Source organism: Sphingomonas sp. Leaf10 (assembly GCF_001421245.1).
GTDB lineage: Bacteria > Pseudomonadota > Alphaproteobacteria > Sphingomonadales > Sphingomonadaceae > Sphingomonas.
Window position 1 is genome coordinate 242,899 of record NZ_LMKE01000034.1, and the last position, 13,592, is coordinate 256,490.

General features: G+C 67.5%; 12 protein-coding genes. 9 read left to right on the forward strand and 3 right to left on the reverse strand.

Going from position 1 to position 13,592, the window contains the following annotated elements:
- Positions 1–9 precede the first annotated feature (9 nt).
- The 3 genes from ASE59_RS18840 to ASE59_RS18850 are packed head-to-tail and all read left to right on the forward strand — an operon-like array spanning position 10 to position 2,806.
- Positions 10–1,194: an acyl-CoA dehydrogenase gene (locus ASE59_RS18840; RefSeq protein ID WP_056460098.1), complete on the forward strand. Its 1,185-nt coding sequence runs from the start codon at positions 10–12 to the stop codon at positions 1,192–1,194.
- On the forward strand, positions 1,194–1,697 hold the full coding sequence (locus ASE59_RS18845; protein WP_056460100.1) for a GNAT family N-acetyltransferase: 504 nt from the start codon (positions 1,194–1,196) through the stop codon (positions 1,695–1,697). Before ASE59_RS18840 ends, ASE59_RS18845 begins: the two co-directional genes overlap by 1 nt.
- Positions 1,694–2,806 carry a CaiB/BaiF CoA transferase family protein gene (locus ASE59_RS18850; protein ID WP_056460102.1) on the forward strand — a complete coding sequence of 371 codons (1,113 nt, stop codon included), beginning with the start codon at positions 1,694–1,696 and terminating at the stop codon, positions 2,804–2,806. The genes ASE59_RS18845 and ASE59_RS18850 overlap by 4 nt, the downstream gene beginning before the upstream one ends.
- 150 nt (positions 2,807–2,956) lie before the next feature.
- Here ASE59_RS18850 and ASE59_RS18855 read toward each other — a convergent pair whose 3' ends face one another.
- Complete coding sequence (locus tag ASE59_RS18855; RefSeq protein WP_056460105.1) at positions 2,957–4,783, reverse strand: AsmA family protein; 1,827 nt, start codon at positions 4,781–4,783, stop codon at positions 2,957–2,959.
- Positions 4,784–5,020: 237 nt separating this feature from the next.
- Between ASE59_RS18855 and ASE59_RS18860 the strand changes: the two genes are divergently transcribed.
- Positions 5,021–5,794 carry a hypothetical protein gene (locus ASE59_RS18860; RefSeq protein ID WP_056460108.1) on the forward strand — a complete coding sequence of 258 codons (774 nt, stop codon included), beginning with the start codon at positions 5,021–5,023 and terminating at the stop codon, positions 5,792–5,794.
- Between the two features lie 68 nt (positions 5,795–5,862).
- Positions 5,863–6,708 carry a hypothetical protein gene (locus ASE59_RS18865; protein ID WP_056460111.1) on the forward strand — a complete coding sequence of 282 codons (846 nt, stop codon included), beginning with the start codon at positions 5,863–5,865 and terminating at the stop codon, positions 6,706–6,708.
- 12 nt (positions 6,709–6,720) lie between these two features.
- On the opposite strand, the gene ASE59_RS18870 is transcribed toward ASE59_RS18865, so the two are convergent.
- The gene (locus ASE59_RS18870) at positions 6,721–6,888 is read right to left on the reverse strand and encodes a DUF1674 domain-containing protein (RefSeq protein ID WP_082458588.1); all 168 of its coding nucleotides are present in this window, start codon (positions 6,886–6,888) and stop codon (positions 6,721–6,723) included.
- A gap of 60 nt (positions 6,889–6,948) precedes the next feature.
- Between ASE59_RS18870 and ASE59_RS18875 the strand changes: the two genes are divergently transcribed.
- From ASE59_RS18875 to ASE59_RS18885, 3 genes are all read left to right on the forward strand, one after another.
- Positions 6,949–8,241: an RsmB/NOP family class I SAM-dependent RNA methyltransferase gene (locus ASE59_RS18875; protein WP_056460196.1), complete on the forward strand. Its 1,293-nt coding sequence runs from the start codon at positions 6,949–6,951 to the stop codon at positions 8,239–8,241.
- 246 nt (positions 8,242–8,487) lie between these two features.
- Complete coding sequence (gene rpe / locus ASE59_RS18880) at positions 8,488–9,147, forward strand: ribulose-phosphate 3-epimerase (RefSeq protein WP_056460116.1); 660 nt, start codon at positions 8,488–8,490, stop codon at positions 9,145–9,147.
- A complete protein-coding gene (locus ASE59_RS18885) occupies positions 9,144–10,880 on the forward strand; it encodes a heparinase II/III domain-containing protein (protein ID WP_056460119.1) in 1,737 nt (578 codons plus the stop codon). Before rpe ends, ASE59_RS18885 begins: the two co-directional genes overlap by 4 nt.
- A gap of 6 nt (positions 10,881–10,886) precedes the next feature.
- On the opposite strand, the gene ASE59_RS18890 is transcribed toward ASE59_RS18885, so the two are convergent.
- A complete protein-coding gene (locus ASE59_RS18890; RefSeq protein WP_056460122.1) occupies positions 10,887–11,666 on the reverse strand; it encodes an SDR family oxidoreductase in 780 nt (259 codons plus the stop codon).
- Between the two features lie 183 nt (positions 11,667–11,849).
- On the opposite strand from ASE59_RS18890, the gene purH reads away from it, so the two are divergent.
- On the forward strand, positions 11,850–13,436 hold the full coding sequence (purH, locus tag ASE59_RS18895) for a bifunctional phosphoribosylaminoimidazolecarboxamide formyltransferase/IMP cyclohydrolase (protein ID WP_056460127.1): 1,587 nt from the start codon (positions 11,850–11,852) through the stop codon (positions 13,434–13,436).
- Positions 13,437–13,592: the final 156 nt, after the last annotated feature.

Consider the following 13,592-nt stretch of genomic DNA (forward strand, 5'->3'; position numbering starts at 1 on the left):
AAAGAGAGTATGGCCGAGATGGGCCGTTTCGACTGGCAAGACCCGTTCGCGCTCGACGCGCAATTGACCGACGAAGAACGCATGGTCCGCGACGCGGCGCACGGCTATGCCCGCGAAAAGCTGTTGCCGCGCGTCACCCGCGCGTTCCTCGACGAGGATTTCGCGCGCGAGATCATGTCGGAAATGGGCGAGCTGGGGCTGCTGGGTCCGACGATCGATCCCGAATATGGCGGGGCGGGTCTGGGCTATGTCGCCTACGGTCTGGTCGCGCGCGAGGTCGAGGCGGTCGATTCGGGCTATCGCAGCGCGATGAGCGTGCAGTCGAGCCTCGTGATGCATCCGATCAACGCCTATGGTTCGGAGGAACAGCGCCGCAAATACCTGCCAAAGCTGGCGAGCGGCGAGTGGGTCGGCTGTTTCGGTCTGACCGAACCCGATGCCGGATCGGACCCGGCGGGGATGCGGACCCGGGCGACAAAGATCGATGGCGGCTATCGCCTTTCCGGCGCCAAGATGTGGATCACCAATTCGCCGATCGCCGACGTGTTCGTCGTGTGGGCCAAGTCCGACGCTCATGACGGCAAGATCCGCGGCTTCGTGCTGGAAAAGGGCATGAAGGGGCTGTCGGCACCGAAGATCGAGGGCAAGCTGAGCTTACGCGCGTCGATCACCGGTGAGATCGTGATGGACGGGGTCGAGGTCGGCGAGGACGCGCTGCTGCCGAACGTCGAGGGGCTGAAGGGGCCGTTCGGCTGCCTCAACCGCGCACGCTACGGCATCGCGTGGGGCACGATGGGCGCGGCCGAGTTCTGTATGCAGGCGGCGCGGCAATATACGCTCGACCGCAAGCAGTTCGGGGTGCCGCTGGCGTCGAAGCAGCTGGTGCAGTTGAAGCTGGCCGACATGCAGACCGAGATCGCGCTGGGGTTGCAGGCGGCGTTGCGCGCCGGGCGGATGTTCGACGAGGGGACGCTGGCGCCCGAGGCGATCTCGATCATCAAGCGCAACAATTGCGGCAAGGCGCTGGCCATCGCCCGCACCGCGCGCGACATGCATGGCGGCAACGGGATCGCTGCCGAATTCCACGTGATGCGCCATGCGATCAACCTCGAGACGGTCAACACCTATGAGGGCACGCACGACGTGCACGGGTTGATTCAGGGTCGCGCGATCACCGGGATCGCCGCCTTCTGATGGATCGCCAGCCGGAATTGCAGGGGGAACTGGTCCACGTCGCGCCGACGGTGACCAAGGATTATGCCGCGCTATACGCCGTCGCGGCGGACCCGGCGATCTGGGACCAGCATCCGGCGCACGACCGCTGGCAGGAAAATGTCTTTCGCGCGTTCTTTGACGAAGGGATGGCGACCGGCGGGATGCTGACGATCCGCGATGCGGCGGACGGCGCGGTGATCGGAGCGACCCGCTATGTCCCGGCGGGGGAGAAGGCGGTCGAGATCGGCTGGACCTTCCTCGCGCGCAGCCATTGGCGGCGCGGCTATAATCGCGAATTGAAACGGTTGATGATCGACCATGCGCTGACGCAGGTCGAGGCGGTCCGGTTCAGCGCCGGCGCCGACAACCACCGGTCGCGGCGCGCGATCGAGGCGCTGGGCGCGATGCAGTTGCCGGATGCCATGGTTGAACGCGGCGGGCAGGTCGTGCCGCGCGTGATCTACGAACTGCGCCGCGCATGAAGCCGCTGGCGGGCGTCCGCATAGTCGAGCTGGCGCGGATCCTCGCCGGGCCGTGGTGCGGGCAGTTGCTTGCCGATCTGGGGGCGGAGGTGGTGAAGGTCGAGCGGCCGGGGGCGGGTGACGACACCCGCCACTGGGGACCGCCCTTCGTGACCGCGCCCGATGGCAGCAACCGCGACGCCGCCTATTTCCACGCCGCCAATCGCGGCAAGCGCTCGGTGGCGATCGATATCTCGACGTCCGAAGGGCAGGCCGAAGTCCGCGCGCTGGTTGCCCAGGCCGATATCGTCATCGAGAATTACAAGGTCGGCGGCCTCGCCAAATATGGCCTCGACCATGCCGCGCTGTCGGCGGTGAGACCGGGGCTGATCACCTGTTCGATCACCGGCTTCGGGCAGGACGGCCCCTATGCCCACCGCGCCGGTTACGACTTCATCATCCAAGCGATGGGCGGGGCGATGTCGCTGACCGGCGAGCCGGACGGGCCGCCGCAAAAGGCGGGGGTCGCCTATGCCGACATCTTTACCGGCACCTATGCCGCGGTCGCGATCCTCGCCGCGCTGCGCCGACGCGACCTGACCGGCGAAGGCGCGCATATCGACATGGCGCTGCTCGACACGCAGGTCGCGGTGCTCGGCAATCAGGCGCTGAACTGGATGGCGAGTGGGACGGTGCCGACCCGGATGGGCAATGGCCATGCGAACCTCGCCCCCTATCAGGCGTTCGAGACCGCCGACGGTGCGCTGATCATCGCGGTGGGCAACGACCAGCAGTTCGCGCGGCTGTGCCGGGTGCTGGGGCTGGCGATGCACCTCAACCCGCGCTTTGCAACCAACCCGGCGCGGGTGGTCCATCGCCGCGAGCTGATCCCGGCGGTGCAGGCGGCGGTGGCGACGTGGCGCAAGGCCGATCTGTACGAGGCGCTGGAGGCGGCCGGCATCCCCGCCGGGCCGATCAATGCGCTGGACGACGTGTTCGCCGACCGCCAGGTCGTGGCACGCGGCATGGCGATCCGGCCCGACGGCCTGCCCGGCCTTGCCAGTCCGATCGTCATCGATGGCGAGCGGATGGTCGCCGAACGCGGGGCGCCGGCACGGCCGGACACCTGATTCCGGCTCCAAAGTTCACAAAGTTCACACTCGCGCGCATTTTGTTGCGTAGCGTTCGCAATAGCGCGTCGGGCTGGCAGGGTAGGTCGAGGGATTGAACGGAGCGGGCACGTCGACAATCCTGCCGCCGGCATCGCAAGTAGGAAAGTCCTATCCCAGCACCCGCCGGACCAGCGCACCGCAATCGGCATTGCCGGCGCGACGTTCTTCGTCGCCATCGATCGCATGGCGCAACATGCGCAGGATGCCGCCCGCACTCTTCACGCCCGGCGGAATGCGGATGTCGGGATCCTGGATGCGACCGCCGATGCGGACCGGCTGGTCGAGATGCAGCAGCGTGCGTTGCTTGGGGCTGCCGGTCAGCGCGATCAACAGGCGTTCGTCGGACAGGCGCACCACCCCCTGCCCCCGCGTCTGCGCGCGCGAGGTGTCGATCAGCAGCGGGTCGATCCGGCCGATCCCGTTGGTGACGTTCAGCCGTAGCCCGAGGCAGCGCAGCCGGGCGCGGGCATCCTCATCGGTGGTCAGCCCGCGCGCGACATCTGCGCCGAGCAGCGATGCCATCTTTGCGGGCAGCGTGCCGCCCGCCGCCGCGAAGCCGATCGTGCCGTCCGACCGCCCGATCGCCTCGCGGATCGTATCGCCGCTGCCGACCAGCTTCAGCCGGGCGCGCAAGGGTGCATCGACCGGAGCGCCACCGGCAAAGGTCGAGATACGCGAATCGACCAGTTTCAGGTCGAAAGTCGCGCGGGGCGTCGTCCGTTCGCGCTGATCGATCACCACCTGCCCGGTGATCCGCCCCTGTGCCAGCCGCACGGTCAGCGGTGCAACGGTCAGGCGGCTGTGGTCGATCGCCAGCACGGTATCGAGGCTGCGCAGACCGGCCATGTCGAGCAGCCGGTCGACGCGGATCGCCAGCCGCCCGTCGACGCCGCCCATCTTTTCGAGGTTGATGCGCGTGCCCGGCACGACGCGCGGGCCGATGCGACGTTCGATCGCAGCGGCGCGGGCGCGGCCTTCGTCGGTGGCGAGGTCGTCGAACGACAGGTCGGCAAAGTGCAGGCTGCCATCGATCTTCGTCCGATCATCGTCCTTGCCGATCGTCGCCTTCGCGGACGTCAGGCTCGACCGGCCGATCGTGCCCGACAGGCGTTCGATGACCCAGGTCGGATCGTCGTGGCGGACGCGGGCGGTGAGCTTCACCGGCTGTGTACCGAACAGCCCCGCCTCGATCAGCGCGTCGAGCGTTTTCAGGTCGTTGGCGCGCGCGGTCAGATCGACGGTCATGCGATTGGTGCCAAGCGGCGACGCCATGACCCCTTTCGCATCGACGGTGATGGTCGGCCCGTCGACCCGGGCGCGGAACGGCCACGGTCCGTCGCCACGGATGGTCGGCCCGGTCAGCGCGACCTGCACCGGGCGTTCGTCGATCGCGCCATTGCCCTCCGCCCGAAAGCCGTTGGCGTCGGAGGCGACGGCGACGGCGAAGCGGCGGTTCTGGACCGCGTCGCGATAGTCGATCACGAGGTCGCGGATCGTCAGGCTGGTGATCGCCGCCGCCGACCCCTTGTCGCCGCGCTTGTCGGGCTGCCAGTTCTTGCGCCCGTCGCGGGTACGCACCATCGCTACGCGACCGCCATCGATGGCGAGCGCCTGCAGATCGAACTTGCCACGCAGCAAGGGCAGGACCTCGAACCGGAAATCGACGCGTTTCAGCCGGACAAGATTGCCGGTTCCGGCCCAGTGCGGCTGGGCGATGGTCAGGTCGCGCACGATCAGCGTCGGCGAGAAGGACAGCGGTTCGACCCGTTCGATCGTGCCGATCGACACGTCCGACCCGAAACGCTGTGCCAACCGAGCGCTTACCCGGTCGCGCAGCAGCCCCCACGGGAAGGCGGCGAGAATCAGCAGGATGAGGAGCGCCAGGCCAAGGATACCGCCAAGGATGAACCGCCAAGGGCGCGCGAGCCTGACCATTCCGGTTCAAGTCGGAACGGGGGCGTTCGTTCCATGGGCGCAATGGATTTGGTGGCAGGATTGCGCGTCATGCGACGACATGAACCGCGAATCCGCCCTGTCCCGAACCTGGACGAGTATCGCGTCATTCTCATTTTGGGCAGGCACGCTGATGCGTATCCCGCATGGAATTATTACTCCGCTCGCCATGAAAGGAAGACATCACGCTGCCTTTCGTGAACAGGGAAATATCACGCCATGATTTCGCAACCTTCCGGGCTGTTTTCCGGCGCCACCATCGTCGAAATGAAAGCAAACAACCGAGTCGATACCTATTATGGTTCGGAAACGAACTTTGCTTTCGTGGTCGAAAACGGCGATGTCGGCGATGATATCATCAAGTCGTTCGGACGGGACGATTCGCTGATTACCCACGCGAAGATCTTTGACGGCAACAAGGACGGCATGATCGCTTTCGGTCGCAATGGTTTGCTTGATATCGACCGGGTCAGCTCTCGCAAGGCGGGCAACGATCAGCTGAAGCTGGAAGACCAGAACGGTTCGATCGGCGAGATCCGCTATCTGGGGGAAACGTCGGGGCAATATGTCTATGCCAGCGCCGCTACCCTGCACGGATTCTACGACAAGTATCTTTTCGGCATCGAAGGTACGGTCGGTGACGACAGGATTTCGTTTCACGACGACACGATGGGGTATGAAGGCCCCGGCGCACTGCTGGTCGACAACAGGCTGGGCCTGAACCTTGGGCATGACTCTATTTCGGACATGCGGGAGGGCGATTCCATCGTGACCACGCGCAAGTTGGCCGACGCCGACACCAACGGCATTCCCGACGGGTTCAGCAACAAGCGCGGGGAAGCCGTTCTCGACCTCCGGGCGGCCGACGGTACCTCGGTCGGGACGATCCAGTTCGAGGTTTCCGCGAGCCATTTCGCCCTGGTAGCCGTAGGCTCGTTCGAGCACGACAACCAGGTATTCTACCGGTATGAACTCCAGGCACTCGACACCTGATCGGCCTGGCGGCGAAGCGGACGACCGTGTCCGCTTCGCTGTCCCATCCGTATAGCAGAATCGCGAACGTGCATCGTCATTCCCCTGAACTGCCGGTCCGACAAGCGACGCGGCTGATCAATCATTTTCAGCTATATGCTGGATCGGCAGCACTGGTGGCGACGGGGCGGCATTTCGACCGGGCGGCCTTGCTGCTGCTGTTGCTGCGCAACACCGTGCGTCCGTCGCACGAAGGTCGGCTGAACGTCAGTGCACTGGCGGCATCGCTGCAACGCCCGCGCGAAAGCATCCGCCGTGCCGGCCTCGCACTGGCCGGCGACGGGCTGTGCATTGCCAACGATGCCGGACTACGCCTGCCCGAAGCGTTCTCGACGCTGCCCGTGTTCGAGGTGCTGCGCCACACCATCGTGACGCTGTTCGACCATATGTGGCAGGGATTTCTGGACACCGGGTTCGAGTTGCCTCCGCTGCCGACGGACGTGAACGGGGACGAGCGGCTCGCCGCGGCGCTCGACATCTATCTCAGCGTGTTCGAGTTGAGCGAGGCGCCCCTGGACACGCCGATGAGCCTGTATGTGATCGGTGCGATCAGCGTGCTGAATGCCCAGGCGCTTACCCATGATCCGGTGCTGGGTCCGCGCTACGGATTCGCGCACACGGTTCCGCCGGACGAGCTGCGCCGACCGGCGACATTGCAGGCGGTCGCCGATATCGACGACTTTCCCTACCCCACGATCTGGCGCCAGGCGACCGCCGCGCGGCTAGTCGGGGCACTGCGCCGGGTGCCCGAGGGGTATCTGATCGCCAAACGGTATATGGACGATCCGCGCACCAACCATGCGTCACTGGTCAAGGTACAATATGTCCGCCGCATCCTGAACGACCTGGCGGCGCGACGCTATCGTCCGGCCTGACACGCCGGATGATCAAAAATCCACCGCGATCCCCTTGTGCGTCCAGTCGCCATAGCGCGTCGGGCTGAGGCCCAGCGGGTCGTCGCCGTCCGATTTGGGTGCGACGGGTTCGGGCGTCGGCAACGGCGGCGATTTCGATAGGTGCGCGGGTGGCTTCACATGCGGGGGCCGGTTGCCCATAGGAGACTCCATCACGGTTCGTCAGGATGCACTTGGCGGACCAGCGACAGGATTCAAGTGATCGATCGACCAACTTCGCCGGAACGCCGCCGTGCGGCCCGCCCCCGTCTTGCCCCCGAACCGCCGGGCGTGCCCGCGAGGCGGGCTGCGCTGCGGCTGCTCGATGCCGTCATCCGGCGCGGATTGCCGCTCGAGGCGGCGCTGGCCAGTGCGACACAGGAACTCGATCGGCGCGAGGATCGCGGGCTTGCCCATGCGATCGCGGCGGCGGTGTTGCGGCGGCTGCCCGATCTCGACGCGCTGATCGACAGCGCGACGCAGCGACCGCTGCCCGACGACGCCAAGGCGCGGTTCGTGCTGCGCATCGCATTGGGGCAGGCGCTGGTGCTGAACACCCCGCCGCATGCCGCGATCGCGACGGTGCTGCCGCTGGTCGATGGCGGGCCGCGCAAGCTGGTGCATGGCGTGTTCGGGACGCTGATGCGGGGCAATGCGCGCCTGCCCAATGCGGCGGCGCTGCCCGCCGATACCGATGCGCGCTGGTGCGCGGCATGGGGCGAGGACATGGTGATCGAGGCGGCGCGCGCCATCGCGCAACAGCCGCCGGTCGATTTGTCGCTTAAAGGTGAGGCCGGGCCGGGGGGCGAGGCACTGGCGGCGCATCACCGCCGGCTGCACGATGCGGCCTCGATCCCCGACCTGCCCGGCTATGCCGAGGGCGAATGGTGGGTGCAGGATCTGGCGGCGTCGATCCCGGCGCGGTTGCTGGGCAAGGGGCCGGGCAGCGCGATCGACCTGTGCGCGGCGCCGGGCGGCAAGACGCTGCAACTCGCCGCCGCCGGTTGGGACGTGACCGCGCTCGACAATTCGGAGGCGCGGCTGGGGCGGCTGCGCGAAAATCTGGAGCGGACCGGGCTGACAGCATCGGTGGTGACGGGCGACGCGCTGGTGTGGAAGCCGGGCGTGCCGGCCGATGCGGTGCTGCTCGACGCGCCGTGCAGCGCGACCGGAATCTTCCGCCGCCATCCCGATGTGCTCCACCGGGTACGGCCAAGCGTGATCGCCGAGACGGCGGCGTTGCAGGCGCGGTTGCTGGCGCGGGCGGCCGATTGGGTGAAGCCGGGCGGGCGGCTGGTCTATGCCACCTGTTCGCTGGAGCCGGCCGAGGGCGAGGCGCAGCTGGCGCGGTTCCTTGGCAGCCGCCGCGATTATGCGGTCGAGCCGGCGACGGCGGACGAACTGCCGGTCGGGGTTGCGCCGCATCGCGAGGGCTATGTGCGGACGCTGCCGGGGATGCTGGCGGACAAGGGTGGGATGGACGGGTTCTTCATCGTGCGGTTGCGGCGTTCCTAGGAAGAATTGGTTCACGCGGAGGCGCAGAGGACGCAAAGGGGTTGCGCCTTTTGCCGCGGTAGCGGCTTTCATCGGCGAACGTCTTCCGATCGCAGATGCCGTGACCACAAGCGGAACCCCTTCGCGTCCTTTGCGCCTTTGCGCCTTTGCGCGAAAAACAAACCCTTCTTCGCTCCGCGTCTCCGCGTGCACCGATTATTGCCCGCTTCCCTTGCCGCATGACGAGACCATGCTAGGACGCATTCCATGCAACCCGTCCGCATCGCCCCCTCCATCCTGTCCGCCGATTTCGCCAAGCTGGGCGAGGAAGTCCGTGCCATCGACGCGGCCGGGGCGGACTGGATCCATATCGACGTCATGGACGGGCATTTCGTCCCCAATCTGACGATCGGCCCGGCGGTAGTGAAGGCGCTGCGCCCGCATTCGGCCAAGCCTTTCGACGTCCACCTGATGGTCGCGCCGGTCGATCCGCTGGTCGAGGCCTTTGCCGAGGCCGGCGCCGACATCCTGTCGGTGCATCCGGAATCAGGGCCGCATCTCCATCGTACGCTCCAGCGGATCAAGGCTTTAGGCAAGCGCGCGGGCGTGGTGCTCAATCCGGGCACCCCGGTCGAGGTAGTCGACCATGTCCTCGACCTCACCGACCTGCTGCTGGTGATGAGCGTCAATCCGGGGTTCGGCGGGCAGAAGTTCATCGACAGCCAGCTGCGCAAGATCGAACAGCTGCGTGCCCGCATCGACGCGACCGGGCGGGCGATCGATCTGCAGGTCGATGGCGGCATCGACCGCGCGACCGCGCCGAAAGCGATCGCGGCAGGTGCCGATTGCCTGGTCGCCGGCACCGCGACCTTTACCGGCGGCCCGACCGCCTATGCCGCGAACATCGCCGCATTGCGAGGCGCATGACCCCGCCCCAGCCGATCGACGAACCCCGTGACGGCATCGACGTCGGCAAGCGGCTGGTGCGGCAGGGCGGCGGCACCGGGCTGTCGCTGTCCGAACGGATCGCCGAGAAGTTGCAGCGCTTGGCATGGCGCACGCCGCTGCATGGGCTGCGGCTGAAAGGGCGGCATCCGCTCAAGCTGATCGCGATCGCCGACGATCCATTTCTGGGCGACCTCGCGCGCGGGCAGGCGATGCTCGGCGGCGAACTGATGTTCCGGGGCGAGAGCGTGCCGATCGACCGGTTGGGGCTGGAGCGGCCGAAATTTTCCGCCGCCTTTGCCGAACATCTCCATGGCTTTGCGTGGCTGCGCGACCTGTCGAGCGTGGCGCCACGGGTGACGGCGGTGCCGATCGCCGAGACGCTGATGCTGCAATGGCTGAACGCGCATGGCGACCGGGTGTCGGAACCGGCCTGGGCGGCGCATCTGACCGGGCGGCGGCTGCTGTTCTGGATCGCGCATGCGCCGCTGATCCTGTCGTCGACCGACCTCGTCTATCGATCGCGCGTGCTCAACACCATCGCGCGCGCCGCCCGGCATCTGGATGGCGAGGCGGGTAAGGCGACGGCCGGTATCCGTGCGATCACCGCCTGGGCCGGGGTGGTCGCGGCGGGGCTGGTCATTCCGGGCGGCGATCCGCGGCGCAGCTTCGGCGAGAACGGCCTTGCCCGCGCGCTGACGACCGGCGTGTTCGACGATGGCGGCATCGTCAGCCGCTCGCCCGCCGAGCAGCTCGACGTGGTGATGACGCTGACGGCGCTTCGCGAAATCTATGCGGCGCGGCGGCTCGACATGCCCGAGCCGCAGCAACTGGCGCTGACGCGGATGGTCGCGGCGCTGCTGGGCGTATGTCATGGCGAAGGTGGCCTTGCCTGCTGGCAGGGATCGGGACCGGTCGATGGCGAGCGCATCGCCGATGTCGTCGCGGCGACCGGGGTGCGCACCCGCCCCTTACGCCATGCCAGCGACTGGGGCTATCAGCGGCTGGCGGCGGGGCGCACCGTGCTGATCGTCGATTCCGCGCCACCACCGGTGGCGCGGGCCGCTCGCGAAGGCTGTGCATCGACGCTGGCGTTCGAACTGTCCGATCAGGGGCAGCGGATCGTGGTCAATTGCGGCGGGGCGGGCGCGGCACTGCTGACGCTGTCCCCCGATCTGCGCCGGGCGCTGCGCACGACGGCGGCGCATTCGACGCTGGTGCTCGACGACACCAATTCGACCGCGATCCATGCCGACGGGTCGCTGGGCAAGGGCGTCGGCGTGGTCGACATGGCCCGGCAGGAAAGCGACGCGATCAGCCGGATCGAGGTCGCGCATGATGGCTATGCCAAGCGGCTGGGCTTCCAGCATCGCCGCGTCCTGACGCTTAGCGCCGATGGCCGCGACGTGCAGGGCGAGGACATGCTGATCCCGACCGGCCGGCGCGGGCGCAAGGGCGATACGAGCTTCGTCGCGCGCTTCCATCTGGCGCCGGGGATCGAGATCGCGCCGACCCCCGACGGGCAGGCCGCATTTCTGCGCGTACCCGACGGCCCCGTCTGGCAATTCCGTTGCAAGGGCGCGACTTTGGGCGTCGAGGAAAGCCTGTGGATCGACGACACGGGGATGCCGGTCGCGACGTTCCAGCTGGTGCTGTCGGGCGCGACGCCGCCGGGGGGCCATGACTTTTCGTGGCGGTTCCACCGGGCGCGGTAGGGAACCCTAGCCCGGTGACGCCGCCGATCCGGCGAGCAGGCCGCCGTCGATATTGACCTCGGTCCCGGTGATATAGGTCGCTTCGTCCGACGCGAGCATCGCCGCCACCGCCGCAACCTCTTCCGGCAGACCGAAGCGTTTGAGCGGAGTGTCGGCGACCAGTGCCACCATCCGCGCCTCCCGGTCCGGCCCATCGCCCAGCATCGGTTCCCAGATCGGGGTCAGGATCGCCGCGGGGTGGACCGAGTTGCAGCGGATGCGCCAGCCGTTCTGTGCGCAATAGAGCGCGACGCTCTTGCTATGGTTGCGGATCGCGGCCTTCGACGACGCATAGGCCGCTGCGCCGGGGATGCCGACCAGTCCCGATCGCGACGAGATGTTGACGATCGATCCGGTCCCCGCCGCCTTCATCGCGCCGATCGCATAGCGACAGCCGAGGAAGGTGCCGTCGAGATTGACGGCGTGAACCGCGCGCCAGTCGGCCAGCGAGGCATGTTCGGGATCGTGCGCGACCATGCCCCGTTCGAACCCGGTCACCCCGGCATTGTTGACGACGACATCGGCGACGGGCACGTCGGCGGCAAGACGCGCCCAGTCGCCTTCTTCGCGGACGTCGAGGGGCAGGAAACGGCAGCCGATCGCAGCGGCGGCGGCGCGGCCGGCGGCTTCATCGATATCGGTCAGGACGACGTCGCCGCCCTCTTCATGAAAGCGCGTGGCGATGGCGTTGCCGATCCCGCGCGCCGCGCCGGTGACGACGCAGATCTTCGATTGCAGACGTTGCATGGGGTATTCCGGTAATGGAGGGTCAGGGGCAGCATCGCGCCGCCGATCGTGCCGCACTCAGCGGAACTGCTGGACCATCTTTCGCACTCCGGTTCGAACGTGCGCGATCCTACCCGTTCCACCCAAAGGTCGCAAGCCGCGCCCCCTTGCCCCGCCGCGCCATTCGCGCGAAAGGGCGCGCCCATGGATCATGTCACTCCGCAGCGCGCGCTCCTCTCGGTTTCCGACAAGAGCGGCATCGTCGACCTCGCCACCGCCCTTGCCCGTCATGGTGTCGAACTGGTGTCCACCGGCGGGACCGCCGCGACGCTGCGTGACGCGGGGCTGACCGTCCGCGATATTTCCGACCTGACCGGCTTTCCCGAAATGATGGACGGGCGGGTCAAGACGCTGCACCCGATCGTACATGGTGGGTTGCTGGCGGTGCGCGACAATCCGGAACATGTCGCATCGATGCAGGAACATGGCATCGGCGCGATCGATATCGTCGTCGTCAACCTCTATCCGTTCGAAGCGACCGTGGCCAAGGGCGCCGATCGCGACACGATCATCGAGAATATCGACATCGGCGGGCCGTCGATGGTGCGTTCGGCCGCGAAGAACCATGATGCCGTCGCGATCGTCACCGATCCGGCCGATTACGGTGCGCTGATCGAGGAACTCGACGCGAACGGCGGCACCAGCCTCGCCACGCGTCGCCGCTTCGCCGCGAAAGCCTATGCCGCGACCGCCGCCTATGACTCGGCGATCGCGCAGTGGTTCGCCTTCGCCGATCAGGGACAGGCATTCCCCGACACGCTCCCGCTCGCCTTCACCCGCGGTGCGGAGCTGCGCTATGGCGAGAATCCGCACCAGTCGGCGTCGCTCTATATCCCGCGTGGCCCCGCCGCGCGCGGCATCGCGCAGGCCGAGCAGGTGCAGGGCAAGGCGCTGAGCTACAATAATTACAACGACGCCGATGCCGCGCTGGAACTGGTCAGCGAATTTCGCGATGGGCCGCCGACCGTCGTCATCGTCAAGCATGCCAATCCGTGCGGCGTGGCGACCGGCACAACGCTGATCGAAGCGTATCAGGCGGCCTTGGCCTGCGACAGCGTGTCGGCGTTCGGCGGGATCATCGCCGTCAACCGTCCGCTCGACGGCGAGACCGCACGCGCGATCAGCGGCATCTTTACCGAAGTCGTCGCCGCGCCGGCGGCCGATGACGAGGCGAAGGCGGTGTTCGCCGCCAAGAAGAATCTGCGCCTGCTGCTGACCGGCGACCTGCCCGATCCGGCGCGGGGCGGCCTGACCGTCAAGACCATCGCCGGCGGGCTGCTGGTCCAGTCGCGCGATGCCGGCAATCTGGCGCAGGTCGAGCTGAAGGTCGTGACGAAGCGTCAGCCGACGACACAGGAACTGGCCGACTGCCGCTTCGCGTGGACCGTCGCCAAGCACGTCAAGTCGAACGCGATCGTCTATGCCAAGGACGGCAGCACCGCCGGCATCGGCGCGGGGCAGATGAACCGGCTGGAATCGGCGCGCATCGCCGCGTGGAAGGCGAAGGATGCGGCGGACAAGGCCGGCTGGTGCGAGCCACGCACCATCGGGTCGGCGGTCGCGTCGGACGCCTTCTTCCCGTTTGCCGACGGGTTGCTGGCGGCGGTCGAGGCCGGGGCGACGGCGGTGATCCAGCCCGGCGGTTCGATCCGCGACGAAGAGGTGATCGCGGCGGCTGATGAGGCCGGCCTCGCGATGGTGTTCACGGGGATGCGCCACTTCCGGCATTGATGCTGTTCCCCCTCCCTGGTCAAGGGAGGGGATGGGGGTGGGTCGGGCAGTTGGCACGCGGCACCGCCCCTCGCCGACCGACCCACCCCCCCGCCCCTCCCTTCCAGGGGGGACTGTTTACACCGGCAGCATTTTGGATTCTTGTCTGTTCCCGAG

What these genes read in the sequence shown, in the direction of transcription:
- ASE59_RS18870 (WP_082458588.1), bottom strand. Translation starts at nt 6,888, where the DNA reads ATGGGCAACCGGCCCCCGCATGTGAAGCCACCCGCGCACCTATCGAAA.
- ASE59_RS18845 (WP_056460100.1), top strand. Translation starts at nt 1,194, where the DNA reads ATGGATCGCCAGCCGGAATTGCAGGGGGAACTGGTCCACGTCGCGCCG.
- ASE59_RS18890 (WP_056460122.1), bottom strand. Translation starts at nt 11,666, where the DNA reads ATGCAACGTCTGCAATCGAAGATCTGCGTCGTCACCGGCGCGGCGCGC.
- rpe (WP_056460116.1), top strand. Translation starts at nt 8,488, where the DNA reads ATGCAACCCGTCCGCATCGCCCCCTCCATCCTGTCCGCCGATTTCGCC.
- ASE59_RS18855 (WP_056460105.1), bottom strand. Translation starts at nt 4,783, where the DNA reads ATGGTCAGGCTCGCGCGCCCTTGGCGGTTCATCCTTGGCGGTATCCTT.
- ASE59_RS18860 (WP_056460108.1), top strand. Translation starts at nt 5,021, where the DNA reads ATGATTTCGCAACCTTCCGGGCTGTTTTCCGGCGCCACCATCGTCGAA.
- purH (WP_056460127.1), top strand. Translation starts at nt 11,850, where the DNA reads ATGGATCATGTCACTCCGCAGCGCGCGCTCCTCTCGGTTTCCGACAAG.
- ASE59_RS18850 (WP_056460102.1), top strand. Translation starts at nt 1,694, where the DNA reads ATGAAGCCGCTGGCGGGCGTCCGCATAGTCGAGCTGGCGCGGATCCTC.
- ASE59_RS18840 (WP_056460098.1), top strand. Translation starts at nt 10, where the DNA reads ATGGCCGAGATGGGCCGTTTCGACTGGCAAGACCCGTTCGCGCTCGAC.
- ASE59_RS18885 (WP_056460119.1), top strand. Translation starts at nt 9,144, where the DNA reads ATGACCCCGCCCCAGCCGATCGACGAACCCCGTGACGGCATCGACGTC.